Here is a 25,918-nt window from a genome sequence, read left to right as displayed (position 1 = left end):
GTCCATTGCCCGCAGCTCGTCGCCCAGCGAGTCGCGCTCCGAGTGACTCCCAGCTCAGCCAGTCGAGCCGTCGACAACACGAAGCCCGATCGACTTGCCTCGGCGGCGAGCGCAGTTCGTCCAGCTGCTTCGGTCCACCAACGTTGCCATTCTGCTGCCGACCCGCTGAGTTCCATCGGGACATCGTCCGCGCGGCAAAGACTGCGGTCCGCAGTCGTCCACAGGCACCGACAACTTGTCCGCTGCAGTGGTCGTGATTCAGCTGAAAATCACGACCACTGCAGCGGACAAGTTGCGGGGTTGAGAGGTTCAGTAGCGGGGGCCGGTCACCGTGTCGGCCAGCGCGTTCAGTGCTGTCAGGTCCTGGTCGTCCAGCTCGATGTCGAGCGCGGCGACATTCTGCTCGAGCCACTTGATCCGCTTGGTGCCCGGGATCGGCACCACCGACACGCCCAGCGCGGCCGAGCGCTGGTGCACCCACGCCAGCGCGACCTGCGCGGCCGGCACGCCCTTGCGCGCCGCCACCTCGACCACGGCGCGCGCGATCGCCTCGTTCGCGTCGCCCGCCTCGCCGACGAAGCGCGGCAGGGACGAGCGAAAGTCGCCTGCGCCGAAGCTGGTGCGGTCGAGCGTCCCAGTCAGGAACCCGCGACCCAGCGGCGAGAACGGGATCAGCCCGACGCCCAGCTCGCGCATCGCGTCGACCACGACGGTCTCCGGGTCGCGATTCCACACCGAGTACTCGCTCTGCACCGACGCGATCGGGTGGACGGCGTGCGCGCGGCGCAGCAGGTCGCCGTCGACCTCCGAGAGGCCGAGGTGCAGCACCTTGCCCTGTTGCACCAGCTCGGCCATCGCGCCGACGGTCTCCTCGATCTCCGCGTCCTGCGGCGGCCGGTGCAGCTGGTAGAGGTCGATGTGATCGACGCCCAGGCGCAGCAGCGAGTCCTCGCAGGCCTGCTTCACGTAGCCGGCCTTGCCGCGCAGCACGCGGGTCCCGGAGCTGTTGTCGATGCCGAGCTTCGTCGCGAGCTGCACCTGGTCGCGGCGCCCGACCAGCGCCCGGCCGACCAGCACCTCGTTGTGCCCCGTCCCGTAGACGTTGGCGGTGTCGAGGAAGGTGACGCCGAGCTCGATGGCGCGATGGACGACCGAGATCGACTCGTCCCAATCGCCCTTGCCATAGCTCTGGCTCATGCCCATGCAGCCGAGTCCTTGCGCGGACACCGTCAGCCCGCCGAGTTGCGCCGTTCCGATAGTCATCCTTCGACAGTAGGACCTGGCGGCGAGGGCAGCTCGAGCAGCAGCAGCTCGCCGTCGCCGGCCGTGAACGCCGGCCAGCCGAAGTCCCGGCGAAGGCAGTCGCCGGGGCCGTACCGGTCGACGCCCTCGACGTACCGACCCCGCAGCACCAGGACGACGGTCGGGTTGTCGCCGTCGACGATCACGTCTCCCCGCTCGACGCGCACCTGCACACCGCCGACCTCGACCGGCGCCGGCGCAACCCGCAAGGAGGACTCGGCAATCGCGTCGTCGAGGACGGTGAGCTGCGCGAACCGCAACGGCTCGGTGTTCGACGCGTTGGCCTCGGTGTGCCGGAACCCGTCCGCCGCCGACTGCACCAGCAACGTGCCCGGCTGCACCAGCCGCTCGCCCGCCGCGGCGTCTGCGTGCCGCAGCGTTCCGTCGAGCACCAGGCTCACGATGTGCACGCCGCGGTGGCCGTGCCAGTCGAAGCCGGCCCCCGGCCGGAGCACGTGCTCGTCCAACCCGATGATCGGCCCGAACGACACGTTGTCCGGGTCGTAGTGCGCGCCGGCCGAGAACTCGTGCCGCGAGCGGATCCCCGGCTGCGCGCTCTCGTAGCGCATCAGGCCGGTCGGACGTCGTGGTCGGCGGCCCACGCCACCAGCTCGGCCGCAGCCCAGGTGTTGACGATCCGCTCGGCCGGCACGTCGGCCTCGACCGCCTTGTCGCAGCCGTTGTGCTGCCAGTCCAGCTGGCCGGGCGCGTGGGCGTCGGTGTCGATCGAGAACAGACAGCCCGCGTCGACCGCCAGCCGCAGCAGGTCGGCCGGCGGGTCCATCCGCTCGGGCCGCGAGTTGATCTCGACCGCCACCCCGAACGCCTCGCACGCGGCGAACACCAGCTCGGCGTCGAACTCCGACTGCGGCCGCTGCCCGCGCCCACCGGTGATCAACCGGCCGGTGCAGTGCCCGAGGACGTCGGTGTGCGGGTTGGCGATCGCGGCGATCATCCGCGGCGTCATCTCCTCGGCCGGCATCCGCAGCTTCGAGTGGACGCTCGCCACGACGACGTCCAATCGGGAAAGCAGGGACGGCTGCTGGTCGAGCGTGCCGTCGTCGAGGATGTCGACCTCGATACCGGTGAGTATGCGAAACGGCCGCGCGTCGTCCGAGGACGCCTGCGAGGCGAAGTCCTCGTTCAGCTCGGCGACGACCTCGAGCTGCCGCTCGAGTCGCTCGACGGACAGCCCGTTCGCGACGGTCAACCGCGGCGAGTGGTCGGTGAGCACGACGTACTCGTGGCCGAGCGCGCGCGCCGTCTCGGCCATCTCGCGGATCGGCGAGCCGCCGTCGGACCAGTCCGAATGCGTGTGGCAGTCGCCGCGCAGCAAGGCGCGCAGCGCCGCCGTCGCCTCGGCCAGCGGATCGGGCTCGTCGGCTTGCAGCCGAGCCAGATACGCCGGCGTGGTCCCGGCGAGCGACTCGGTGACGCAAAGCGCGGTCTTGTCGCCGATGCCGGCAAGCTCTTTCAGCGTCCCGGCGGCGGCGCGCGACCGGACCTCGTCGGCGGGCAGCGCGTCGACCACGCCGGCCGCAGTGCGGAAGGCGCGCACCCGATAGGTCGGCTCCCGAGCGCGCTCGAGCAGGAACGCGATCGTCCGCAGATCGGCTGCCGGATCACGCGCGTCGGGCACGCAGCAAAGGTAGCCGTCGCCGGCCACGGGCTGGCAGGCTGGCTGAGTGAGCAACAGCGTGACCGACAGCGTGAGTGACAGCGCAGGCACGCCGCGGGTCCGGCCGGAGACGCTGCGTCGCATCGAGCAGTCGATTGGCCGGCTCGCCACGCAGAGCGTCGCGCGGATGGACGACGAGCTGCCCTGGTTCCGCGCGCTGCCGTCGGGCCAGCGCTCGTGGGTGACGCTCGTGGCGCAAGCCGGCCTGCAGTCGTTCGTGGAGTGGCTGCGCACCGACGACGACGTGCTGCGCCTGACTGGCGGAGTGTTCGCCGCCGCGCCGTCTGCGATGGCCCGGTCCGTGACGCTGCAGCAGACCGTGGAGCTCATCCGGCAGACGATCACCGTCGCGGAGCAGAACATGTCGCTGCTGGCCGGCAGTGAGGACGAGCCGATCGTGCGCGAGCAGCTGCTGCGCTTCAGCCGCGAGATCGCGTTCGCGGCCGCGCGGGTGTACGCCAGCGCCGCGGAGAACCGCGGCTCGTGGGACCGCCGCCTCGAGGCGCTGGTCATCGACAACCTGGTGAGCGGCTCGGTCGTCGGCGATCCGCTGCCCAGCCAGCTGGCCGCGCTCGGGTGGGCCGACGTCGGGCCGGTGGCCGCCGTCGTCGGAGGCGCGCCGGCCGGCCACCCCGACGTCGTGCTCGCCGGCGTGCACGCGCGGGTCCGCCGCCTCGGCCTGGACGCGATGGTCGGGGTGCACGCCGACCGGCTCGTGATCGTGGTCAGCGGGGTCGAGGACCCGCTGCCGCTCGCTGATCAACTGCTGCCCTGCTTCGCCGAAGGACCGGTCGTCGTCGGCCCCGTCGCCAAGCACCTGGCCGACGCCGCCGCCGTGACCCGGGCCGCGCTGAGCGGGCTGCGGGCGGCGCCCGCGTGGCCGGGCGCGCCGCGTCCGGTGAGCGCGGACGCGCTGCTGCCCGAGCGGGCGATCGCCGGCGACGCGGAGGCCCGCGCCCAACTGGTCGCCGACGTCTACCGGCCGCTGACGCTTGCGGGGGACGTGCTGCTCGAGACGATGAGCGGCTTCCTCGACGCGGGCGGCGCGCTCGAGGCGACCGCGCGAGCGTTGTTCGTGCACGCGAACACCGTCCGCTACCGGCTGCGGCGGGTGGCGGAGGTGTGCGGCGAGGCGCCCACCGATCCACGCGGGGCGTTCACCTTGCAGGTCGCGCTCGCCCTCGGACGTCTGCATTCTGTTAGCTAGTCCACAACATCTCAGCGCAACTCGCCGGTAACAAACGCTTTCGGGCTGGAGGATTCCTACAAGACGACACGGCTAATGCTGTCCGTGTCCCAGTCGCGCCCAGGCCCCCGGCCGCGAGAGGCTGAGTGCTGTGATCGCGGTATTCGCACCGGGCCAGGGCGCGCAATCGCCGGGCATGCTCAGCCCCTGGCTGGAGCTGCCCGGCGTCGCTGACCAACTCGCCGAGTTCTCCGAGGCGACCGGCCTGGACCTGGTCCGACTCGGCACCACCGCCGACGCCGAGGAGATCAAGGACACCGCCGTCACCCAGCCGCTGCTGGTCGCGCTGGGCGTGATCGCGGCTGGCCAGCTCGGTTTCCCGGAGTCCGAGGAGCGAGTCGTCGCCGGGCACAGCGTCGGCGAGTTGACCGCGGCAGTGGTCTCCGGCGCGCTCACCCCGGTCGACGCTGTCGCGCTGGCCGGCCGGCGCGGCGCCGAGATGGCTGCCGCCTGCGCGCTCACCCCCACCGGGATGTCCGCCGTGCTCGGCGGCGAACCGGCCGTCGTCCTCGCCGCGCTCGACGCAATCGGCCTGAGCCCCGCGAACCGCAACGGCGCCGGGCAGATCGTCGCGGCGGGCGCGCTCGACGCGCTCGAGAAGCTCGCGGCCGAGCCGCCGGCCGGCGCGCGGGTGCGCCCGCTGCAGGTCGCCGGCGCGTTCCACACCCACTTCATGGCGCCTGCCGAGCAGGCGCTCGCCGCCTTCGCCTCGACGCTGGCCTTCGCAGACCCGCGGCCGATCCTGCTGTCCAACGCCGACGGCGCGGGCGTGGTCGGCGGACCGGACCTGCTCGCGCGGCTCGTCCGGCAGGTCACCCTCCCCGTGCGCTGGGACCTCTGCCTGCAGAACTGCCGAGAGCTCGACGTGAGCGCAGTCGTCGAGCTGGCGCCCGGCGGCGTGCTGGCCGGCATCGCGAAGCGCGAGCTGCCCGGCGTGGAGATCGTGGCGGTGAAGACCCCGGCCGACCTCGACAAGGCCCGCACGCTGGTCGCGAGCCGCCCGCAGCACGGGCAGGGCGAGCACACGCCCGACTTCCGCGTGGTCGTCACGCCGGCAAAGGGCGTCTTCTCCCGCTCGGACGGCGTCGACGAGGGCGCCCGCGTCCCCCGCGGCGCCCGCCTCGGCGTCGTGCGCACCAACCGCGAGGAGTTCCCGATCCTCGCGCCCGGCGACGGCGTGCTCGCCGAGTGGCTGCGCCAGGACGGCGACATCGTCGCGGCCGGTCTGCCCGTCGTCCGCCTCTCGTCCGGCTCGGAGGACTGACCATGACCACCCGACTCGCCACGAGTGCCGGCCCGCACGCCACCCGCATCCTCGGCCTCGGCCACTACCGGCCGGCGAATGTAATTACCAACCACGACCTGATCGCCCGCGGCGTCGAGACCGACGACGAGTGGATCAAGACGCGCGTCGGCATCGCCGAGCGGCACTGGGCCGACCCGGACGAGACCGTCGTCGACATGGCCGAGCAGGCGGGCAGCAAGGCGCTGGCGGCGAGCGGGGTGTCGACTGCCGACGTCGATCTCGTGCTCGTCGCGACCTGCACGATGCCGACGCCGGTGCCGGCCGCCGCGCCCAATCTCGCCGCGCGGCTGGGCATCGACGCGCCCGGCGCGTTCGACGTCAACTCCGGCTGCTCGGGGTTCGTCTACGCGCTGAACGCGGCGTCCGCCGCGGTGCTCACCGGCCAGGCGCGCAACGTGCTGGTCGTTGCCGCCGAGCGGTTCTCCGGCTGGCTGGACATGACCGACCGCAGCACCTGCATCATCCTCGCCGACGGCGCCGGCGCGGCGGTGGTCGGCCCGTCGGACGCATCCGGGCTCGGCCCTGCCGTGTGGGGCAGCGACGGCGCGCAGTTCGACAGCGTCGCGATCGACGAGGACAGCCACTTCTTCCGCCAGGAAGGCCAGACCGTCTACCGCTGGGCCACCGGCCAGATGGCGCCGGTCGCGCTCGCCGCGATCGAGCGCGCCGGGCTGCAGCCGGCGGACATCGCGGCCTTCGTCCCGCACCAGGCGAACCTGCGCATCATCGAGGCGCTCGCCCGCCGCATCGAGCTGCCGAACGCGGTCGTCGCCCGGGACATCGTGACCTCCGGCAACACGTCCGCGGCGACGATTCCGCTCGCGCTGTCGCGCATGGTCGAGTCCGGCGAGATCGCGTCCGGCGCGCCAGTGCTGCTGCTCGGCTTCGGCTCCGGCCTCGCCTACGCCGGCCAGGTCGTGCTCGCTCCGTAACGTTGCGAATGGTCCGCTCACCCGGAGCGGCCACCACCCGAAAGGAACCACCTGTGCCCGACGACATCCTCGGCGAACTCGCCGGCATCCTCCACGAGGTCGCCGACGTCGACCCGGCCGACGTCACGCCGGAGAAGAGCTTCGTGGACGACCTCGACGTCGACTCGCTGTCCATGGTCGAGGTGGCCATGGCGGTCGAGGAGAAGTTCGGCGCGACGATCCCCGACGAGAAGCTGTCCGAGCTGAAGACCGTGGGCGACGCGATCTCCTACATCGAGCAGCACCAAGGCAAGTAGGGCATCACCCGTGACCGCAGCAGCACCCGACGACGTCGTCGTCACCGGCCTCGGCGCGACCACGCCGCTGGGCGGCGACACCGCGTCCTTCTGGTCTGCGTTGCTCGAGGGCCGGTCCGGGGTTGTCGCCCTGACCCAGGAATGGGCCAGCGACCTTTCGGTGCGGATCGCCGCGCCGATGGCGGTCGACCCGGCCGAGGTTCTGCCGCGGGTGCAGGCGCGTCGGCTCGACCGCTCCGAGCAGGCGGCGATCGTCGCCTCGCGCGAGGCGTGGTCGGACGCCGGCTTCACCGGCCCGTCCGCGGACAACGGGCTCGACCCCACCCGGGTCGCGGTGGTGATCGGCACCGGCATCGGCGGGGTGACGTCGCTGCTGGCGCAGTACGACATCCTGCAGAGCAAGGGCCCGTCGCGGGTCTCGCCGTTGCTGATCCCGATGAACATGCCGAACGGCTCGGCCGCCTATGTCGGCCTCGAAGTAGGCGCGCAGGCCGGCGTGCACACCACGGTGAGCGCCTGCGCGTCGGGCGCCGAGGCGATCGCCCACGCCCTCGACCTCATCCAGCTCGGCCGCGCCGACGTCGTCGTCGCCGGCGGCACCGAGGCGTGCATCCACCGGCTGAACATCGCCGGCTTCGCGCAGATGCGGGCGATGTCCACCCGCAACGACGAGCCCGAGCGCGCGTCGCGCCCGTTCGACAAGGGCCGCGACGGCTTCGTGCTCGGCGAGGGCGCCGGCGCCATCGTCCTCGAACGCGCGTCGTCGGCGGCCGCCCGCGGCCGCACGCCCTACGCGATCCTCGGCGGCGCCGGCATCACCGCCGACAGCTATGACATCGTCGCGCCGCAGCCGGACGGCAACGGCCAGACGCGGGCCGCGAAGTCGGCGTTGCGCCGCTCGGGCGTCGATGCGAGCGACGTCGTGCACGTCAACGCGCACGCCACCTCGACCCCGGCCGGCGACGGCGCCGAAGCCCGCTGGATCGCCGAGCTGCTCGGCGAACAGACCGTCGTCACCGCGACGAAGTCGATGACCGGCCACCTGCTCGGCGCGGCGGGCGCGATCGAGGCCGTCGCGACCGTGCTCAGCGTCCGGCACGACATCGTGCCGCCCACCATCAACCTCGACGACATCGACGACGACGTGCGGGTCGACGTGCCGGCGAAGGCGCGGGAGATGACGGTGCCGGCGGCGCTGAGCGACTCGTTCGGCTTCGGCGGCCACAACGTCGCGCTGCTGTTCCGGAAGGCCTGAATGACCGAGCTTGCGAGGTCATCGAGGTGGCCAGCACGCCGTCATCGCCCGACGAAGGAGGGCGCATGACCGCTTTGGCGACCGCCGCGGAGCTCGATCCGCGCGATCCGGTGCTGCGGCTGGAGAAGCTGTTCGACGCCGGCTCGCTCGAGCTGCTCCGCCCGCGCGACAGCAGCGGGGTGGTCGCCGCGCGCGGGCGGATCAACGGCACGTCCGCGGTCTCGTTCTGCACGGACGCGACGGTGATGGGCGGCGCGATGGGTTCGGCGGGTTGCCGGCACATCGTCGACGCCATCGACCTCGCGGTGCGCGAGCGGGCGCCGGTGATCGGACTGTGGCACTCCGGCGGCGCGCGGCTGGCCGAGGGCGTCGAGGCGCTGCACGCCGTCGGGCTGGTGTTCCAGGCGATGATCCGCGCGTCCGGCCGGGTGCCGCAGATTTCGGTCGTGCTCGGGCCAGCCGCCGGCGGCGCCGCCTATGGGCCGGCGCTGACCGACGTCGTGATCATGTCCACCGGCGGCCGGGTCTTCGTGACCGGCCCGGACGTCGTCCGCTCGGTCACCGGCGAGAACGTCGACATGGAATCGCTCGGCGGCTCGGACACCCACGGCCGGCGTAGCGGCGTCGTGCACGTGACCACCGACGACGACGACGCGGCGTTCGCGGCCGCGCAATCCGTCGCGTCGCTGCTGGCGCGCCAGGGCACGTTCGACCTCACGCTGCTCGGCCCGGCGCACGACGTCAGCGCGATGCTGCCGGCCAACCCGAAGCGCGCCTACGACGTCCATCCGCTGATCGCGTCGATCCTCGACGACGGCGGCTTTCTCGAGCTGCACGCGAAGTGGGCGCCGAACGTCGTCACGGGCTTCGGCCGGCTCACCGGCCGCACCGTCGGGGTGATCGCGAACAACCCGCTGCGCCTCGGCGGCTGCCTGGACTCGCCGTCGGCGGAGAAGGCCGCGCGGTTCGTGCGGATGTGCGACGCGTTCGGCGTGCCGCTCGTCGTGCTGGTCGACGTCCCCGGCTACCTGCCCGGCGTCGGGCAGGAATGGGACGGCATCGTGCGGCGAGGCGCCAAGCTGCTGCACGCGTTCGGCGAGGCGGTCGTCCCGCGCGTGACGCTGGTGACCCGCAAGACCTACGGCGGCGCCTACATCGCGATGAACTCTCGCTCGCTCGGCGCCACGAAGGTGTTCGCGTGGCCGGGCGCCGAGGTCGCCGTCATGGGCGCGTCGGCGGCTGTCGGCATCCTGCACCGCAAGCGGCTCGCCGCCGCGCCGCCCGGCGAGCGCGAGCAACTGCACGCCGCGCTCGCCGAGGAGCACGAACGGATCGCCGGCGGCGTCGGCCGAGCGATGGACCTCGGCGTGGTGGACGAGCTGATCGAGCCGAGCGCCACCCGTCGATCGCTGGCCGAAGCGCTCGCCGAGGCGCCGGCCGGCCGGGGCGCGCACGGCAACATCCCGCTGTAGCGCGCCACGTTGCAACCCCGCGCGGGGACGGTGCTCAGCGGCGCCACCACGGGATGGCCTGGGCAGCACGCACCTCGGTGGCAAGCGCCAGCAGGCCGGGCCGCAGCACGTCGACATCGCCGAGGTACTGGCCGGACCACAGCAGCTGCTGCGCGCGGACGGCCTGCCCGGGATCGCCGCAGCCGTCCACGGCGGGCACCACCACGTCGAGGAACGACTCGGCAGCAGCCGGCTCACAGCCGGGCGGCAGCGGCGCGTCGCGTCGGGCGAACCCGTCGGCCAGCGCGCGGTACCAGTCGGTCACCTGTGTCGTTCGCCGGTCGAGCACGGCCGCCGCGGCGGCCAACCGCCGGCCGTCAGCAGGCGCCGCGGAGGTCGCGCCGGGCGCGGTGGCCGCCGTGGCCGCGGTGGGCGCCGGGCCGTCGACCTGCTGGCCCGCCGGCGCCGGTGTCGCCAGGGCGGCGATTGCCACGCCGGCAAGCCGCAATCGGGTCGCGGCGTTGGCGAGCGTGGTGACGCTGGCCAAGGGGACGTGCTTCGCGCCCTGCTCGGCGAGGTATTGGCGCAGCGCGTCGTCGAGCCGCATGCCGGCGGCGTTGGCGGCAGCCGCGGTGGCCGACCGCACCGGGCGCCCGCTCACCGAGCCGATCGACTGGCGCAGGAACTCCGCGGCGCTCCGGTACGCCTCGGCGTAGGCGGCGCCCAGCGCCTGTCCCGCGCCGCGCGGCCAGAACAGCGCGCCGGCGACCAGGCTGGCGGCGCAGCCGAGCGCGACGTCCTCGACCCGAACGACGCCGATCCGCCACCCGGCCGGCGCGATGATGTTGAACAGGATGATCGTGAAGACGGTGAACGCCGCCTGCCCGGCGATGAAGGAGATGAGCGCGGGCGCGGACGCCGCGACCAGGATCGCCACCGGCAGCAACGTCCACAGCAGCGGCGGCGACGTCCCGATGGCCGCCACCAACGCGCCGCCGACGGCGAAGCCGAGCGCCGTGCCGGCGAGCGCGCGTGCCACGGTCGCGCCTGTCGACAGCGCGTTCGAGCGGATCACCGACAACGCGCCGAGGCCGATCCAGAAGGCGTTCTGCGCGTCGACCACCCGCGCCAGCAGCACCGCGAGCGCCAGTCCAGCCGCGCCGCGAATGCTGTTCTGCAGCCAGACCGAATGCCGGTCGACGTGCCCGGCGGCCACTTGTTGCGCGGCGGCCACCGCGCCGAACGCGGTCGACGGCTGGGCCCGACGGCCGGCAAGCCGGTTCCACCACGAACGCGAATCGGCGTCCGCGATCGCCTGCACTGTCGACACGACGAGCGCGATCGCGTAGCCGAGCTCGTGCGCCGCGTACAACGGGCGGCCGAACTCGCCGGCGCCGTCCGTCGGGCTGCCGTCCGTCGGGCTGCCGGTCGTCGGGCTGCCGGTCGTCGGGCTGCCGGTCGCCGCGCGCAGCCGGTCGAGCGCCTCGTCGGCGACCGCGCGACGCGCCTTCGCCAGCTCCGTCTGCCACCCGGCGAGTTCGGCGCGCACGTGCGATCGCGACGCGTCGTGCGTCAGCGCCGCCGCGCACGCGTCGAGCGCCTCGGCCGCGGTCGTGCGCAAGCGTCGGCCCTGCTCGGACCAGCCCGTTGGTTCGTCGGCGCACGCGTTGCCGACCAGGGTGGCGAGCCATTCGAGCTCGTCGGCGAGGCGCACCACCAACCGCGAGCCCGTGCTCAACGCCGACGTGTTCGCCGCTGAGGTGCGAAACGCCGTGCGCAGTTCACGGGCGGCTCGGCGCAGCGCCACCAACGGGTCGCCGGCGCCCGGCTCGGGCGGGGTGAGCCGCAGCATGCCGGCAAGTGCTCGACAGGTTCGCCCGGCGGCGGCCCGCAGCAGGTTCCGATCGCCGGGCGGCCAAACCAGCACCGCGACGGGGATCGACACCGCCGCGGCCAGCCCCCAGCCCGCGAGTCGGTGTGGCGTGGCCGCGACGCCGCCGGGCAGCAGCACCGCGAGGATGAAGGCGAGCAACGCGGCCTGCACGCCGCCGTTGACCACCGAGCTGACAACGCCGGCGAACAGCACCACGAACGCGACCACCGCCATCATCACGACGGCCAGCCAGTCTGGGGAGGCCACCGCCGACCCGAGCGCGATGAGACCGGCGCCGACGCCGGCGAGCAGCAGGTAGGCGGCGAGACGCGCGCGCCGGCCGCCCGGGAAATTCGCGAACAGCAACATGGCGAACGAGCCGAACGCCGCGAAGGTGGCCACCTGGGCGTCGCCGATCAGCTGCGAGCCGACGGCGAAGTTCGCCGGCACGACGACCGCGGGGCGGACGGCTCGGCGCAGCGACGCCCAATGCGGATCGCGGGTCCGAAGCCACCCCCACTCCCACCGCACGATCAGTGGACCAGGCTGCGCCAGTCGGCGGGCACCCGGCCGGCCGGTCCGGGCACCGGCTGGCCGATCGGATGGTGTTGCGGGTCAGCCAACCTCGGCCCGTCGTAGTAATCCTCCGACGCGTAGTCCCAGAACCAGGTCTCGCGCGGCTCGAAGCTCTGCACGATCGGGTGGCCGGCGTCCCGGGCGTGGGCGCTCGCGTGCTGCGCGGGCGAGGAGTCGCAGCAGCCGATGTGCCCGCACTGCGCGCAGCGGCGCAGGTGGAACCACCAGCCGCCGCCGGCCTCGCAGTCCGCGCAGCCCGGGCCGCTCGGGGTCGCTTGGGGGTTGATGGCCGCCGGCTCGCTCACGGGGTCCTCTCCCCGGCAACAGGGTCAGCGTCGGCCAGCGCCTCGTGCAACGGCAGTCGGACCCGGAAGCGGGTGTCCCCCGGCTCGGACTCGACCGCGATGTCGCCGTGGTGCTTGTTGACGACGATGCGCCAGGAGATGTCCAGGCCGAGGCCGGTGCCCTCGCCGACCGACTTGGTCGTGAAGAACGGCTCGAAGATCCGGCCCTCCGCCTCAGGCGCGATGCCGGGCCCGGTGTCGGCGATCGTCACCTGCACCATGTCCTCGCCATACCTTTCGGTACGGATCGTCAGCGTGCCGGCGCCGTCCATCGCCTGCACCGCGTTGTCGATCAGGTTCGTCCACACCTGGTTCAACTCGGCCCCGTAGACCGGGATCGGCGGCAGCGTCTTGTCGTAGTCCTTCACGACCCGAACCCCGGCGAGCTTCTTGCTGAGCATGACCAGCGTGCTGCTCAACAGCTCGTGCACGTCGAGCACTTGCTGCGGGGCGCGGTCCATCTGCGAGTACTGCTTGGCTGCGGTGACGAGCGTCGAGATGCGGGTCGCGGCGTCTTCGATCTCGTCCATCAACAGCTCGGTCTCGAGGGTGTAGTTGAGCCACCGCACGGCGCCTTCGAGCATGTCCGGGCCGGTCGTGGCGGCGAGGTCGCGATCGAGCCAGTCGACGTCCAGACCGGCCTGGACGAGAGTCGGGGCGAGGTCGTAGCCGCCGCCGATGTCGTGGTCGCCGAGCCAGTCTGCGACCTGGTCCTCGCGGTCGGACGTCTCGAGCGGACCCAGATCCGGGGCTTTCGCGACGTGTTCGACCGCGCGCTCCTGCAGCTGGATCAGCGACTCGAGCTGCTTGCGGTCCCACGCCCCGCCGGCGATGAGCGCGAGCTTGTGCCGCATGCCGGCGAGCCGTTCGCGCAGCGAGGACGTCGCGCGCACCGCGGCCGCGGCCGGGTTGTTCAGCTCGTGCGTCAAGCCGGCGGTGAGCGAGCCGAGCGCCAGCAGCCGCTCCCGCTCGCCGACGACCCGCCGGGTCTTCTGGCCGCCGTAGAACAGCCCCTCGAGCAGGTGCAACGCCATCGGGAACCACTCGGTCATCAGCTCGGTGAAGTCCGCGGCGGCGAGGACGAAGAACCGGGACGGCGCGACGGCGCGCAGCGTCGCGTTGTAGCCGCGCGAGTCGGAGTCGCGCAGGTAGGCGGCCCAAGCCCCGGCGTAGGCGCCCCGCTGGTCGGTGCGCGTCGTCTCGACGTCGTCGCCGCCGACCCGCTGCGACAGCGCGATCGTGCCGTCGAGCAGCACGAACAGCTGCTCGGCGGGCTCGCCCTGCGTGAACACGACGCCGGCCGGCCGGTGTTCGACCCGCCCGCGCGCGCAAAGCCAGTCGAGTTGGTCGTCGGTCAGGCGCTCGAACAGGAACAGCGTGCGCAGCTCGTGCGGATCGCAGACCAGTTGATCGACCATCACAGTCCTCCGAGGTATCGGTGCACGAGCATGACGGCCATCGCGCCCTCGCCGACCGCGGACGCGACGCGTTTCGCCGACTCGGCCCGCGCGTCGCCGGCCACGAAGACGCCCGGCACGCTCGTCTCAAGATGCAACGGCGAACGATCCAGCGTCCATCCCGGCGGCGCGGAGCCGTCGTCGGACAGGTCCGGCCCGGCGAGCACGAAGCCGGCCGCGTCGCGCGCCACGACGCCGTCGAGCCAGTCGGTGCGCGGGGCGGCGCCGATGAAGACGAACAGCCAGCCGGCGTCCACGGTCTCGGTCTCGTCGGTGACGCTGTCGCGCAGCGTCAGCCGTTCCAGGTGGTCCGTGCCGTGCGCCTCGACGACCTCGGTGCAGGTGCGCACGCTGATGTTGTCGACCGCGGCGATCTGCTGCACGAGGTAGTAGGACATCGAGTCCTCGAGGGACTTGCCGCGCACCAGCAGGGTGACCGAGCGAGCGCCGGCGGCGAGGTGGACGGCCGCCTGGCCGGCCGAGTTCGCGCCGCCCACGACGTAGACGTCGGCGCCGACGCAGTTCGCCGCCTCGGTGAGCGCCGAGCCGTAGTAGACGCCTCGGCCGGTGAGCGACGCCAACCCCGGCGCGGCGAGCTGGCGGTAGGAGACGCCGGTCGCGAGGATCACCGTGTGCCCGTCGATCGCGCCGCCGTCGGCGAAGCGCACGGTGCGCCCCGCGCCGTTCACCTCCAGGCCGACCACGTCGCGGGTGGTGAGCAGCTCGGCGCCGAACTTGACCGCCTGTCGCCGCGCGCGCTCGGTCAGCTGCGCGCCGGAGACGCCGTCGGGAAAGCCGAGGTAGTTCTCGATGCGCGAGCTCTGCCCGGCCTGCCCGCCGGTGGCGAGGCGCTCGACGAGCACCGTCCGCAGCCCCTCGGACGCGCCGTACACCGCCGAGCCGAGGCCGGCTGGCCCGCCGCCGATGACGACGAGGTCATAGAAGTCCTGAGTCGGAGTGGTGGCGAGCCCGACCCGGGCGGCCAGCTCGGCGTCGGCCGGCGCGACGAGCGCTGTGCCGTCGGCGGTCACGACCAGCGGAAGTTCCGTGCCGTCCGCGGACGCGGCCGCGAGCAGCCGACGGCCTTCGGGCGACTCGCTGCTGTACCAGCGGTAGGACACCTGGTTGCGGGCGAGGAACTCGCGGATCTCCGACGAGCGCGCCGACCAGCGATGCCCGACGACCTTCGTCTCGACGACCGCGCGCTGGTCGCGGCGCGCCCACCCCTCGAGCTGGGCGTCGATGACCGGGTAGAGCTTCTCCTCCGGCGGGTCCCAGGGCTTGAGCAGGTAGTAGTCGAGGTCGACGACGTTGATCGCGTCGATCGCCGCGCTGGTGTCCGCATAGGCGGTGAGCAGCACGCGGCGCGCGGCGGGATAGATGTCCAGCGCGGCTTCGAGGAACTGCAGGCCGCTCATCTGCGGCATGCGGTGGTCGGCCAGCAGCACCGCCACGGTGTCGCCGCGCAACTTCAGCTCGCGCAGCGCGTCCAGGGCCTGCGCGCCGGACTCGGCCCGGACGATCCGGTACACGTCGCCGTAGCGGCGGCGCAGGTCGCGCGCGATGGCGCGCGAGACTGCCGGATCGTCGTCGACGGTCAGCAGAGCCGTGCGCGGACTGGTGCGGCGCGCGGCCGGGTCGGGCTGCACCGCGCCACCCTATGCCGCAGGCGACGCCGGCGGGACGCCCTCAGCCGACCTGGTGCAGCACGCTGATCGGCGCGCCGTCGCCGCCCTGGCGGTAGGGCTCGAGCTCGGCGTCCCACGCCGCGCCGAGCAGCTCGGCGAGGCCGTGCCGGAACTCGTCCGCCGTCCGCGCGCGGGCCGCGAGCCCGCGCAGCCGCTCCTCGCCGACCACGACGTCGCCGTTCGCGGCGACGGCGCTGCGGTGGAACCCGCGGCCTGGCACGTGCGCGAGCCGCTCGCCGTCGGTGACGCCGGTGCCCTGCTCGGTGGTCTCGAAGACGAGCATCGGCCACGCGCGCAGCGCGGCGGCGAGCCGCGCGGCCGTGCCGACCGGACCCGTCCAGGCGGCCTCGGCGCGCAGCAATGACGGCGCGACCGGCTGGGCGGACCACTGCAGGCGCGCGGGCACGCCGAGCACGCCGGCGATCGCCCACTCGACGTGCGGGGCGATCGCGGACGGGCAGCAGTGCACGTAAACGACACCGCGGGTGCCTGGCACGGCGCGGTGGCCTGCGGAGCCGGAAGTCCCGGTGCGGGCGCTGGTCATCGACACACCTCCATTGATCGACGGTGACGCCTTCCCCAGCGATCCGTCGCTCCTGCGGTGGTGTGCGTTTCTATTGTGACGCATGAGTCGCGTGTTGCGCCACCGAGGACGCGCACTCGCCGTCGGCGGATGCCAGTCCAGCCGCCAGCGCCGGCAGCAGCTCGCCCAGCCGGGCCTCGACCTTGACCGTGGCAAGCGGGTCGCCACGCGTCTGGCCCTCGTTCGCGATCGCCACCGGAACGCCGAGCGTGTGCGCGCGACGGACGAACCGCAACCCGGACATCACCGTGAGCGAGGAACCCAACACGAGGAGGCTGCGGGCCGACTCGACGAGCGCATAGCAGGCGTCCACGCGCGGCCGCGGCACGTTCTCGCCGAAGAACACGACGTCCGGCTTGAGCAGGTCCGCCCCGCAGCCGACGCAGCACGCGAGGGTGAACCCGTCCAGGCCGGCGTCGGCCAGCTCGGCGTCGCCGTCGGGGTTGATCCGCGCGACCGCTGCCGCGAAGTCGGCGTTCAACGCGCGCAGCCGTGCGTCGAGGGCCAGTCGCGCCTCGCGCGCGCCGCAGCCGAGGCAGACCACGCCGTCCAGCCCGCCGTGCAGCTCGATGACGTCGCGCGCGCCGGCCGCCTGATGCAGGCCGTCCACGTTCTGGGTGATGATCCCGGCCAGCGCGCCGAGTTGCTGCAGCCGCGCGACGGCGCGGTGCCCGGCGTTCGGCCGGGCGTCGCCGATCTGGCGCCACCCCAGGTGGCTGCGCGCCCAGTACCGCTGCCGCGCCTGCGCCGAGCCGACGAAGGTCTGGTACGTCATTGGAGTGTGCCGGCGCAACGCGCCCGTCGGCCCGCGGTAGTCCGGGATGCCGGACTCGGTGGACAGCCCAGCGCCGGACAGCACGACCACGCCGCCGGCGACGACGAGTGCCTGCAGGTCTGCGAGTGCCTGCAGGTCTGCGACGGGCTGCGCGGCGATCACGGCGTCCATGGTGCCGGAACTACTCCTCGGCGAGGGCGTGGCCGTAGCGCTCGGTCACCCGCGCGCGCAGGTCGACGTCCTTGCGCGAGGCCGGCTGGATGAACACCTCGGACAGCATGGGGAATTTGGCGCGCATGTCGACGTCGATGCGGACGCACGCCGTCTCGAGGTCCGCGGCCGTCAGCGTGTCGACGAAGTCCACCCGGGTGCAGACCAGGATGCTGTCGACGCCGACCAACATCGTCAAGACGTCGACGAGGTCGTCCACCTCCGCCTGCCCCTCCAGCCATGATTCGATCTCGCGCAGCAGGCGGGGATCCGCCTGCCGGCCGATCAGCAGATTGGCGCACGCCCGGGCGAGGACGAACGAGACGCTGAGCAGCAACAGGCCGATGACCACAGACGCCGCGCCGTCGCCGATCGCCGAGCCGGTGATCTGGTGCAGCGCCACGCCGACCGTGGCGACGGCCAGGCCGACGATCGCGGCGGAGTCCTCGAGCAGCACGCTGTTCAAAGTGGGATCACGCGGCAGCCGCAGGTAGCCGCGCAGGCTGCGCCGGGTGCGGGCGGTCTCTTGCCGCATCTGCTTGGCCGCCTGCCGCAGCGACGCGCCCTCGAGCAGGGCCGAGAACGCCAGCACCGGATAGTTGATCCACAGCATCTTCGCCTCGCTGCCCTCGCCCAGCATGGTCGTCAGGCCCTCGTAGATCGAGAAGCCGGCGCCCGAGACGAAGATGGCGACCGCGGCGAGCATGGACCAGAAGTAGCGTTCCTTGCCGTAACCGAACGGGTGGGAACGGTCGGCCGGTTTGCGCGAGCGCTTCTGCGCGACGAGCAGTAGCACCTCGGTCGTGCTGTCGCCGGCTGAGTGCGCCGCCTCGGACAGCAGCGCCGAGGAGCCCGAGATGAGGCCGGCGGCGAGCTTGAGCAGACCCACCCCGACGTTCGCGGCAAGGGCGAGCAGGACGGTGAAGCTGCTCTCCCCGTGGTCGACGCCGTGGTCGACGCCGTCCTCGACGCCGTCCTCGACGCCGTCCTCGACGCCGTCCGCGGCCTGCTTCTCCTCGCTCACCAGGCGAGCGTGCCCCGGGGCTATGTCGCGCTATCCCCGTCGGTGACGCACGAAGCGCGAAATAGGGTGGGTCCCGGCGGCCTTGCATCAGAGCCGAGCCCGATACGAGAGGCGTGAGCATGACCACCACCCCACGAAATCGCTACGCACAGAACGCTGGACGATTTCGCAGGGACCCCGGATGAGCGTGGCTTATGAGCTGACGCACCTGGACAAGCTCGAATCCGAAGCCGTGCAAATCTTCCGCGAGGTCGCGGCGACGATCGAGCGGCCGGCGCTGCTGTTCTCCGGCGGCAAGGACTCGGTCGTGATGCTGCACCTCGCCGTCAAGGCCTTCTGGCCCGCGCCCGTCCCGTTCCCGGTGATGCACATCGACACCGGCGAGAACTTCGACGAGGTGATCGAGTTCCGCGACCGCACGGTCGAGAGGTACGGGCTGCAGCTGGTCGTCGCCAAGGTGCAGGACGACATCGACGCCGGCCGGTCAGTCGAGGAGTTCGGCCCGCGCGCCACGAGGAACCGGCTGCAGACGGTGACGCTGCTGCGCGGCATCACCGAGAACGAGTTCGGCGCGGTGTTCGGCGGCGCCCGACGAGACGAGGAGAAGGCGCGCGCCAAGGAACGCGTGTTCAGCTTCCGCGACGAGTTCGGCCAGTGGGATCCGCGCAACCAGCGGCCCGAGCTGTGGAGCCTTTACAACGGCCGGCACCGCAAGGGCGAGAACATCCGGGCGTTCCCGCTGTCGAATTGGACCGAGCTCGACATCTGGTCCTACATCCGCGACGAGGGCATCGAGCTGCCGGCGCTGTACTACGCCCACCGCCGCGAAGTGCTCGAGCGCGACGGCATGCTGCTGGCCGTCAACCGGTTCATCTCGCCGATCGAGGGCGAGCAGCCGTTCGAGGCGACGGTGCGGTTCCGGACGATCGGCGACGCGACGTGCACCGGCTGCGTGGAGTCGGACGCCGCGACGCCGGACGACGTCGTGCTGGAGGTGGCCGCCGCCCGGCTGACCGAGCGCGGCGCCACCCGCGCCGACGACCGGATCTCCGAGGCCGGCATGGAAGACCGCAAGAAAGAGGGCTACTTCTAACATGGCTGCCCTCTTGAGGATCGCGACGGCGGGCTCCGTCGACGACGGCAAGTCGACGCTGATCGGCCGGCTGCTCTACGACTCGAAGGCGATCTTCGAAGACCAACTCGACGCGATGGAGGTCACCAGCCGCCGCCGCGGGCAGGACGCGCCGGATCTCGCGCTGCTCACCGACGGCCTGCGCGCCGAGCGCGAGCAGGGCATCACGATCGACGTCGCGTATCGCTACTTCGCCACGCCCAAGCGCAAATTCATCATCGCCGACACCCCGGGCCACATCCAGTACACCCGCAACATGGTGACCGGCGCGTCGACCGCCGACGTCGCGCTGATCCTCATCGACGCCCGCAAGGGGGTGCTGGAGCAGTCCCGGCGGCACGCGTTCCTGGCCAGCCTGCTGGGCATTCCGCACCTCGTCGTGTGCATCAACAAGATGGACCTCGTCGACTACAGCCTCGACCGGTTCGCCGAGATCCGTGAGGACTTCCGGCGCTTCGCGATCAAGCTGGAGATCACCGACTTGACGTTCATCCCAGTGTCGGCGCTGAGCGGCGACAACGTCGTCCAGCGCAGCGCCGCGATGGACTGGTACGAGGGCGCGTCGCTGCTACACCACCTCGAAGAGCTGCACGTCGCCTCCGACCGCAACCTCATCGACGTCCGCTTCCCGGTGCAGTACGTCATCCGTCCGCAGCAGTCGGCCGACGCCGCGCTGCACGACTTCCGCGGCTACGCCGGCACCGTCGCCGGCGGCGTCATCCGTGTTGGCGACGAGGTGACCGTGCTGCCGTCCGGCTTCACGACGACGGTGTCGGCGGTGTGGGCGCCGGGCGGCCGCAAGCTCGACGAGGCCTTCGCCGGCCAGGCGATCACGCTCGAACTCGCCGACGACATCGACGTCGCCCGCGGCGACCTGATCTGCCGTCCGCACAACCGTCCGCACGTCGGGCAGGACATCGACGCGATGCTCTGCTGGCTGTCCGGCGACACCACGCTGTCGCCGGGCAACCGATACACCGTGCAGCACACGACCCGCTCCACTCGCGCGGTGGTGCGCGAGCTGGACTACCGGCTCGACGTCAACACGCTGCACCGCGACGAGTCGGCGAAGGGGCTGGCGCTCAACGAGATCGGCCGGATCCGATTGCGCACCCAACAGCCGCTGCTGTTCGACGCCTACCGCCGCAGCCGGGAGACGGGCAGCTTCATCCTCGTCGACGAGGCCACGAACAACACCGTCGCGGCGGGCATGATCACCGGTCCGAGCGCGCACCAGTCGCAGGTCGTCTGGCATCAGGGCTCGGTGCGCCGCGAGGAGCGCGCCTCGCGCGGCATGACGGTCTGGCTGACGGGGCTGTCCGGATCGGGCAAGTCCACCGTCGGCGCCGAGCTGGAGCGGCGGCTGGTCGCGTCCGGCCGGCCGGCGTACCTGCTCGACGGCGACAATCTGCGGCACGGCCTCAACGCCGGACTCGGCTTTTCCGCCGAGGACCGCGCCGAGAACGTGCGCCGCACCGGCGAGGTCGCCAAGCTGCTCGCCGACGCGGGCGTCGTCGCCATCGTGTCGCTGGTCAGCCCGTACGCAGTGGACCGCGAGCGCGTGCGGCAGTCGCACAGCGAGACCAGCCTGCCGTTCCTGGAGATCTTCGTCGACACCCCCCTCGAGGTGTGCGAGACCCGCGACCCCAAGGGCATGTACGCGAAGGCGCGAGCCGGCCAGATCAGCAACTTCACCGGCGTCGACGACCCGTATGAGGCGCCCGAGGCGCCGCACCTGCGGCTACGCCCGCACGACGGCGACGCCGGCGCGCAGGCCGCCCTCGTTCTCGACCTGATCGAGCGGATCTCGGGTTGACCTCCACGCTGTCCGACGCGCGGCTCGCCGCCGACCTCGCCAACCTGGCGGGCGAGCTGCTGCTGACGCTGCGCGCCGCGAGCGGGCTGACCGGCCGGGAGCTCAGCAAGCGCGGCGACGCGGACTCGAACGCGCTGCTGCTGCGCGAGCTGGCCGACGCCAGGCCCAGCGACGCGGTGCTGAGCGAAGAGTCGGCCGACTCCCCCGCCCGGCTGTCCGCGGCCCGGGTGTGGATCATCGACCCGTTGGACGGCAGCCGCGAGTTCGGCCTGCCGGATCGCGATGACTGGGCGGTGCACGTCGCGCTGTGGCAACGCGGCGGCCGGCCGGCCGGCACGGCACGCGCGAACAGCACGAACGGCACGAACGGCGCGGCCGGCTCGATCACTGCCGCGGCTGTCGCCCAACCGTCGCTGGACTGCGTCTACGCCAGTGACGACGCGCCGTCGCGCGGCCAGCGAGCCGGTCGGCCGGCCGATCAGGGCGGCCCGCTGCGGTTCCTGGTCAGCGACAGCCGTCCGCCGGCCTGGGCGCGAGCGGTCGCCGACGCCTTCGGCGCCGAGCTGGCGCCGATGGGGTCGGCCGGCGCCAAGGCGATGGCGGTCCTGCGCGGCGACGCGGACGCCTACCTGCACGCCGGGGGCCAGTGGGAATGGGACTCGGCGGCGCCGGTCGGCGTCGCGCTGGCAGCGGGATTGCACGCGTCCCGGGTCGACGGCACCCCGCTGGCCTACAACCAGCCGAATCCCTACCTGCCCGACCTGCTCATCTGCCGCCCAGAACTCGCCGGCGGCCTGATCTCGGCCATCAGCGCTGCGACTGGAACACCGGCCTGACCTTCGCCGCGTTCGGCCCCAAGTGGGCGCCGTGCGTGATGTCCGCGCGCCGGCGGGGACACTGATCGGGTGTCCGGCAACCCGAGCGGCGAGTCCGCCATCGAAAGCGCAACGACCGCCGCCGAGGGCCCGGTGCAGAACGACGACCCGCTTCCGAAAGACCGCGGACCCGCCGGCGGCAAGGCGCACCCGGCCGCCCGCGGCGCCGGCCTCGTCGGGCTCGCTGTCGGAGCGCTCGGCGTGGTGTTCGGCGACATCGGCACCAGCCCGCTCTACGCCCTGCAGACCGTGTTCAGCATCGAGGGCGGCAAGGTCAAGCCGACGACCGGCGACGTCTACGGCGTCATCTCGTTGATCTTCTGGTCGATCACGCTCGTGGTGTCGATCAAGTACGTCGCGTTCATCCTGCGCGCAGACAACGACGGCGAGGGCGGCGTCATGGCCCTCGCGGCGCTGGCGCGCCGGTCCCTGCAGGGCCGCCGCACGCTCGTCGGCTTCGCGCTCATCCTCGGCGTGCTCGGCGCGTCGTTGTTCTACGGCGACAGCGTGATCACCCCGGCGATCTCGGTGCTGTCCGCGGTGGAAGGCCTGCAGGTCATCTCGCCGGACTTCAAGGACGCGGTGCTGCCGGTCGGCATCGCGATCCTCACCCTTCTGTTCGTCGCCCAACGGCTGGGCACCCACAAGGTCGGCCGCGCCTTCGGGCCGATCATGGTGCTCTGGTTCGTCGTGCTGGCGGTGACCGGACTGGCGCAGGTGATCAAGCATCCGGACATCCTGCGGGCGCTGTCGCCGACCTACATCGGGACGTTCGTGGCCGACCACCCCTACCTGACGTTCATCGCGTTGGGCGCGGTAGTCCTGGCGATCACCGGCGCCGAAGCCCTGTACGCGGACATGGGGCACTTCGGCCGCGCCCCGATCCGGCGGGCATGGTTCTTCGTCGTGTTCCCGGCGCTGACCCTCAACTACCTCGGCCAGGGCGCGCTGGTACTTAATGACAAGAAGGCGATCAGCAGCCCGTTCTTCCTGATGGCGCCGCACTGGGCGCGGGTGCCGCTGGTCGTCCTCGCGACGGTCGCGACGGTGATCGCCTCGCAGGCGGTGATTTCCGGCGCGTACTCGGTGTCCCGGCAGGCGGTGCGCCTCGGCTTCCTGCCGAACCTGACCGTGCGGCACACGTCGAAAGAGGAGTCCGGGCAGATCTACGTGCCGGGCATCAACTGGCTGCTGTTCGGCGGCGTGCTGATCCTCATCCTCGCCTTCCGCTCGTCCCAGCGGTTGGCCACCGCCTACGGCCTCGCGGTCACCGGCACCTTCCTGATCACGACGACGCTGTTCCTGATCGTGGCCGGGACGGTGTGGCACTGGGCGAAGTGGAAACTGATCGTGGTCGGCGTCGTCTTCGGCGGCGTCGAGCTGTCCTACTTCGGCGCCAACGCGGTGAAGGTCGTCAGCGGCGGGTGGCTGCCGCTCGTCATTGCGGCGGCGATCGTGACCGTGATGACTACGTGGCAACGGGGGCGGGAGATCGTCACGAAGCGGCGGGCGGAACTCGAAGGGCCACTGCAGGACTTCGTCGACGAGCTGCAGCACCGCGAGCTGCAGCGTGTCCCCGGAGTGGCGGTCTTCCCGCACCCGACGAAGGAGACGACGCCGCTCGCGCTGCGCGCCAACGTCGACTTCAACCACGTGCTGCACGAGCATGTCGTGCTGGTGTCGGTGCGCTCGGAGAACATCCCCTACATCCCGATCGACAAGCGAATCGAGGTCGACCCACTCGAATACGCCGACGACGGCGTGGTGCACATCGACGTGCGGTTCGGCTTCCAGGACGACCAAGACATCCCCGAGATGCTGCGGCACGCCGTAGGCAAGAGCGCGGAGCTGCAGTTCGAGCCGGACGACGCGTCGTACTTCCTGTCCCGGCTCACGATCCAGCACGGCGAGGACAACCCGAGCACCGGCATGGCGAGATGGCGCAAGCGGCTGTTCATCGGCCTTGCGCACAACGCGGCGAACCCGGCGTTGAACTTCTCGCTGCCCGAGGACCGCACCGTCGTCATGGGCGCGCACCTCGAGCTGTGATCAGGGCGCGACGGCGGGCTGCTGCTGAGTGATGCAGTGGATGCCGCCGCCGCGCGCGAACAGCGGCCGGGCGTCGACGAGCACGACCTCGCGGCCGGGGTACACGTCGCGCAGGATCATCGCCGCGTCCGCGTCGTGCGGGTCGTCGAAGGAGCAGGCGAGCACCGCGCCGTTGACGAGGACGTGGTTGACGTAGCTGTAGTCGACGAAGCCCTCGGCGTCGCGCAGGGCCGCGGGCGCCGGCAGGTCGACGATCTCCAGCCGTCGACCGTCTGCGTCGACGGCGTCCGCGAGCGCCGTCCGAATCTCCGCGGTCACCGCGTGGTCCGGGTGCGCGTCGTCGCGCTGGTCGTGCAGCAGCACGACGCCGGGCGAGGAGAACGTCGCGACGATGTCCACGTGGCCGCGGGTGCCGAAGGTGTCCGAGTCGCGAGTCAGCCCGCGGGGCAGCCAGACGACCGTCGTCGCGCCGATCGTGCGAACCAGCTCCGCCTCGACGTCGGCCCGGCTCAGCCCGGGATTGCGGCCGGGGTCGCGTTGCACGGTGTCGGTGACGAGCGCGGTGCCGCGCCCGTCCACGTGGATGCCGCCGCCCTCGTTGACGAGGCGGGAGTCGACGCGTTCGGCCCCGGCCCAGTCGGCGACAGCGGGGCCGAGTGTCGCGTCGAGGTCCCACGTCGCCCAGTCCTGCTGGCCCCAGCCGTTGAACACCCAGGTCACGGCGCCGAGCCGCGCGCCGTCGGTGACGAACGTCGGGCCGCTGTCGCGGATCCATGCGTCGTCGATGTCCCGGACCCGGATGTCGATCTGCGAGTCGAGGTAGTGCCGGGCGATGCCGACGGCGCGCGGGTCGACGACGACGGTGACCGGCTGGAAGTGCGCGGCGGCGTTCGCGACGGCGGACCAGGTGCGGCGGGCGACGTCGGCGTCCTCGGCGGTGTCGCCCAGCGTGTACCCCTTCGTCGGCCACGCGACCCAGAGCCGGTCCTGCCGGTCCCCCTCGTGCGGCATTCGCCAGCGGCTCACCGGGCGCCGTACGGCAGGTCGGGATCGACCGGTCGGGTGAGCGCGGCGTAGGTGTCCGGGCGGCGGGTGCGCAGGAACGGGAAGAGGTCGAGCCAGTCGGCGCGCTGCGTCAAGTCCAGGTCGGCGACCAGCGCGCACGGCTCGTCGCGCGGCGCCTGCGCCAGGATCCGGCCGTAGGGGTCGGACACGAACGACGAGCCGTAGAAGGTGTTGCCCGCCGTACCATCCGGTTTGGTCTCCTGGCCGGTGCGGTTCGGCACCACCATGAACAGCCCGTTCGCGATGCCGTTGCCGACGATCACTTTCTGCCACAGCGGCTGGGTGTCGAAATCCGGGTGGTCTGGCTCCGAGCCGATCGCCGTGGGGTAGACGACTATGTTCGCGCCGCCGAGCGCGTACGCGCGGGCCACCTCCGGGAACCACTCGTCCCAACAGGTCGGCAGGCCGAGCCGCGCGCCGGGCAGGCCATCGAGGACATAAACGCGGTAGGGATCGTCCGGGCCGGCGGGACCGGGCCGGAAGTATTTGTCCTCGTAGTACCCGGCGGTCACCGGAATGTGCAGCTTGTTGGCGGCCGCGACGATCTCACCGCTCGGCGCGACGATGATCGCGGTGTTCAGGCCGAGGCCGTCGGTCGTGTCGCCGCCCTCGTCATCTTCGGGCGGCCGCCGGTACAGCGAGGTGTGCAGGTAGATGCCGGCGCGGGCGGCGGCGTTGCGGGCGAACGCGACGGTCGGGCCGGTCTCCAGATCCTCGGCGAGGTCGGCGGCGGCGCCGTCGGGCAGGACATCGGCCGGATAGCGCGACAGCGTCACCTCAGGCAGGAACGCGATGCGCGCGCCCCGCCCGGCGACCGCGTCGATCGCGGCGTCGAGCCATTCGGTCAGCCCGTCGGCGGCCCACCCGTGTTGCACGACTCCAATGCGCAAGGGCGCGACGCGCGATGCCGCGGCGGCCTCGCGCACCCGCGCGAGCGAGGGCGGCGGCGCTGCCGGCCCCTCGATCACCCGGACGTTCGGCATCC

The 25,918-nt window shown here is 72.3% G+C and carries 21 protein-coding genes and 1 pseudogene; 10 read left to right on the top strand and 12 right to left on the bottom strand.

Features of this window, described 5'->3' with window-relative positions; translation table 11 throughout:
* Positions 1-309: 309 nt before the first annotated feature.
* The 3 genes from ACFFBG_RS01270 to ACFFBG_RS01260 are packed head-to-tail and all read right to left on the bottom strand — an operon-like array spanning position 310 to position 2,941.
* Positions 310-1,263, bottom strand: a complete 954-nt coding sequence (locus ACFFBG_RS01270) for an aldo/keto reductase (RefSeq protein WP_375474803.1) — start codon at positions 1,261-1,263, stop codon at positions 310-312.
* The gene (locus tag ACFFBG_RS01265) at positions 1,260-1,871 is read right to left on the bottom strand and encodes a pirin family protein (RefSeq protein ID WP_375474801.1); all 612 of its coding nucleotides are present in this window, start codon (positions 1,869-1,871) and stop codon (positions 1,260-1,262) included. Before ACFFBG_RS01265 ends, ACFFBG_RS01270 begins: the two co-directional genes overlap by 4 nt.
* The gene (locus tag ACFFBG_RS01260) at positions 1,871-2,941 is read right to left on the bottom strand and encodes a PHP domain-containing protein (protein ID WP_375474799.1); all 1,071 of its coding nucleotides are present in this window, start codon (positions 2,939-2,941) and stop codon (positions 1,871-1,873) included. Before ACFFBG_RS01260 ends, ACFFBG_RS01265 begins: the two co-directional genes overlap by 1 nt.
* Positions 2,942-3,011: 70 nt before the next feature.
* Here ACFFBG_RS01260 and ACFFBG_RS01255 point away from each other — a divergent pair, with 70 nt between their 5' ends.
* The 6 genes from ACFFBG_RS01255 (at position 3,012) to ACFFBG_RS01230 (ending at position 9,487) form a co-directional block, all read left to right on the top strand.
* Positions 3,012-4,187, top strand: coding sequence for a PucR family transcriptional regulator (locus ACFFBG_RS01255; RefSeq protein WP_375476191.1), 1,176 nt, complete (start codon positions 3,012-3,014; stop codon positions 4,185-4,187).
* A 130-nt stretch (positions 4,188-4,317) separates the two neighbouring features.
* Positions 4,318-5,490, top strand: a complete 1,173-nt coding sequence (locus tag ACFFBG_RS01250; RefSeq protein WP_375474797.1) for an acyltransferase domain-containing protein — start codon at positions 4,318-4,320, stop codon at positions 5,488-5,490.
* A 2-nt stretch (positions 5,491-5,492) separates the two neighbouring features.
* A complete protein-coding gene (locus ACFFBG_RS01245) occupies positions 5,493-6,464 on the top strand; it encodes a beta-ketoacyl-ACP synthase III (RefSeq protein ID WP_375474795.1) in 972 nt (323 codons plus the stop codon).
* Positions 6,465-6,472: 8 nt separating this feature from the next.
* Positions 6,473-6,760: an acyl carrier protein gene (locus tag ACFFBG_RS01240; RefSeq protein WP_375474793.1), complete on the top strand. Its 288-nt coding sequence runs from the start codon at positions 6,473-6,475 to the stop codon at positions 6,758-6,760.
* Between the two features lie 10 nt (positions 6,761-6,770).
* Positions 6,771-8,015 carry a beta-ketoacyl-[acyl-carrier-protein] synthase family protein gene (locus ACFFBG_RS01235; protein WP_375474791.1) on the top strand — a complete coding sequence of 415 codons (1,245 nt, stop codon included), beginning with the start codon at positions 6,771-6,773 and terminating at the stop codon, positions 8,013-8,015.
* 65 nt (positions 8,016-8,080) lie between these two features.
* A complete protein-coding gene (locus tag ACFFBG_RS01230; protein ID WP_375474789.1) occupies positions 8,081-9,487 on the top strand; it encodes an acyl-CoA carboxylase subunit beta in 1,407 nt (468 codons plus the stop codon).
* A gap of 34 nt (positions 9,488-9,521) precedes the next feature.
* Here ACFFBG_RS01230 and ACFFBG_RS01225 read toward each other — a convergent pair whose 3' ends face one another.
* From ACFFBG_RS01225 to ACFFBG_RS01195, 7 genes are all read right to left on the bottom strand, one after another.
* A complete protein-coding gene (locus ACFFBG_RS01225; protein ID WP_375474787.1) occupies positions 9,522-11,870 on the bottom strand; it encodes an FUSC family protein in 2,349 nt (782 codons plus the stop codon).
* Between the two features lie 2 nt (positions 11,871-11,872).
* On the bottom strand, positions 11,873-12,220 hold the full coding sequence (locus ACFFBG_RS01220; protein WP_375474785.1) for a UBP-type zinc finger domain-containing protein: 348 nt from the start codon (positions 12,218-12,220) through the stop codon (positions 11,873-11,875).
* Positions 12,217-13,677, bottom strand: coding sequence for an ATP-binding protein (locus ACFFBG_RS01215; protein ID WP_375474783.1), 1,461 nt, complete (start codon positions 13,675-13,677; stop codon positions 12,217-12,219). Before ACFFBG_RS01215 ends, ACFFBG_RS01220 begins: the two co-directional genes overlap by 4 nt.
* Entirely contained in the window at positions 13,677-15,365 is a 1,689-nt protein-coding gene (locus tag ACFFBG_RS01210; protein ID WP_375474781.1) for an FAD-dependent oxidoreductase, read from the bottom strand. The genes ACFFBG_RS01215 and ACFFBG_RS01210 overlap by 1 nt, the downstream gene beginning before the upstream one ends.
* 40 nt (positions 15,366-15,405) lie before the next feature.
* Positions 15,406-15,948: a DUF3145 family protein gene (locus ACFFBG_RS01205; RefSeq protein WP_375474779.1), complete on the bottom strand. Its 543-nt coding sequence runs from the start codon at positions 15,946-15,948 to the stop codon at positions 15,406-15,408.
* A 70-nt stretch (positions 15,949-16,018) separates the two neighbouring features.
* Positions 16,019-16,933 (bottom strand): NAD-dependent protein deacetylase, encoded by a 915-nt coding sequence (locus tag ACFFBG_RS01200; RefSeq protein WP_375474777.1) that lies wholly within the window; start codon positions 16,931-16,933, stop codon positions 16,019-16,021.
* A gap of 10 nt (positions 16,934-16,943) precedes the next feature.
* Positions 16,944-17,996, bottom strand: a complete 1,053-nt coding sequence (locus ACFFBG_RS01195) for a cation diffusion facilitator family transporter (RefSeq protein ID WP_375474775.1) — start codon at positions 17,994-17,996, stop codon at positions 16,944-16,946.
* 181 nt (positions 17,997-18,177) lie between these two features.
* On the opposite strand from ACFFBG_RS01195, the gene cysD reads away from it, so the two are divergent.
* From cysD to ACFFBG_RS01175, 4 genes and pseudogenes are all read left to right on the top strand, one after another.
* Positions 18,178-19,089 carry a sulfate adenylyltransferase subunit CysD gene (gene cysD / locus ACFFBG_RS01190; RefSeq protein WP_375474773.1) on the top strand — a complete coding sequence of 304 codons (912 nt, stop codon included), beginning with the start codon at positions 18,178-18,180 and terminating at the stop codon, positions 19,087-19,089.
* A gap of 1 nt (position 19,090) precedes the next feature.
* A complete protein-coding gene (gene cysN / locus ACFFBG_RS01185; RefSeq protein ID WP_375474771.1) occupies positions 19,091-20,944 on the top strand; it encodes a sulfate adenylyltransferase subunit CysN in 1,854 nt (617 codons plus the stop codon).
* Positions 20,941-21,771 (top strand): annotated as a pseudogene (locus ACFFBG_RS01180) (3'(2'),5'-bisphosphate nucleotidase CysQ); the annotation flags it as partial. The gene cysN and the pseudogene ACFFBG_RS01180, both read left to right, overlap by 4 nt.
* A gap of 141 nt (positions 21,772-21,912) precedes the next feature.
* Complete coding sequence (locus ACFFBG_RS01175; RefSeq protein WP_375476189.1) at positions 21,913-23,868, top strand: potassium transporter Kup; 1,956 nt, start codon at positions 21,913-21,915, stop codon at positions 23,866-23,868.
* On the opposite strand, the gene ACFFBG_RS01170 is transcribed toward ACFFBG_RS01175, so the two are convergent.
* Both ACFFBG_RS01170 and ACFFBG_RS01165 read right to left on the bottom strand, forming a co-directional pair.
* Complete coding sequence (locus ACFFBG_RS01170; RefSeq protein ID WP_375476187.1) at positions 23,869-24,879, bottom strand: agmatine/peptidylarginine deiminase; 1,011 nt, start codon at positions 24,877-24,879, stop codon at positions 23,869-23,871.
* A gap of 11 nt (positions 24,880-24,890) precedes the next feature.
* Positions 24,891-25,916, bottom strand: a complete 1,026-nt coding sequence (locus ACFFBG_RS01165) for a nitrilase-related carbon-nitrogen hydrolase (protein WP_375474769.1) — start codon at positions 25,914-25,916, stop codon at positions 24,891-24,893.
* Between the last annotated feature and the right edge of the window lie 2 nt (positions 25,917-25,918).

Origin of the sequence: uncultured Jatrophihabitans sp. (assembly GCF_964251945.1) — a bacterium.
Lineage (GTDB): Bacteria > Actinomycetota > Actinomycetes > Mycobacteriales > Jatrophihabitantaceae > Jatrophihabitans.
The sequence above is the reverse complement of the archived record's forward strand: the minus strand, read 5'-3'. Positions and strand labels throughout refer to the sequence as shown.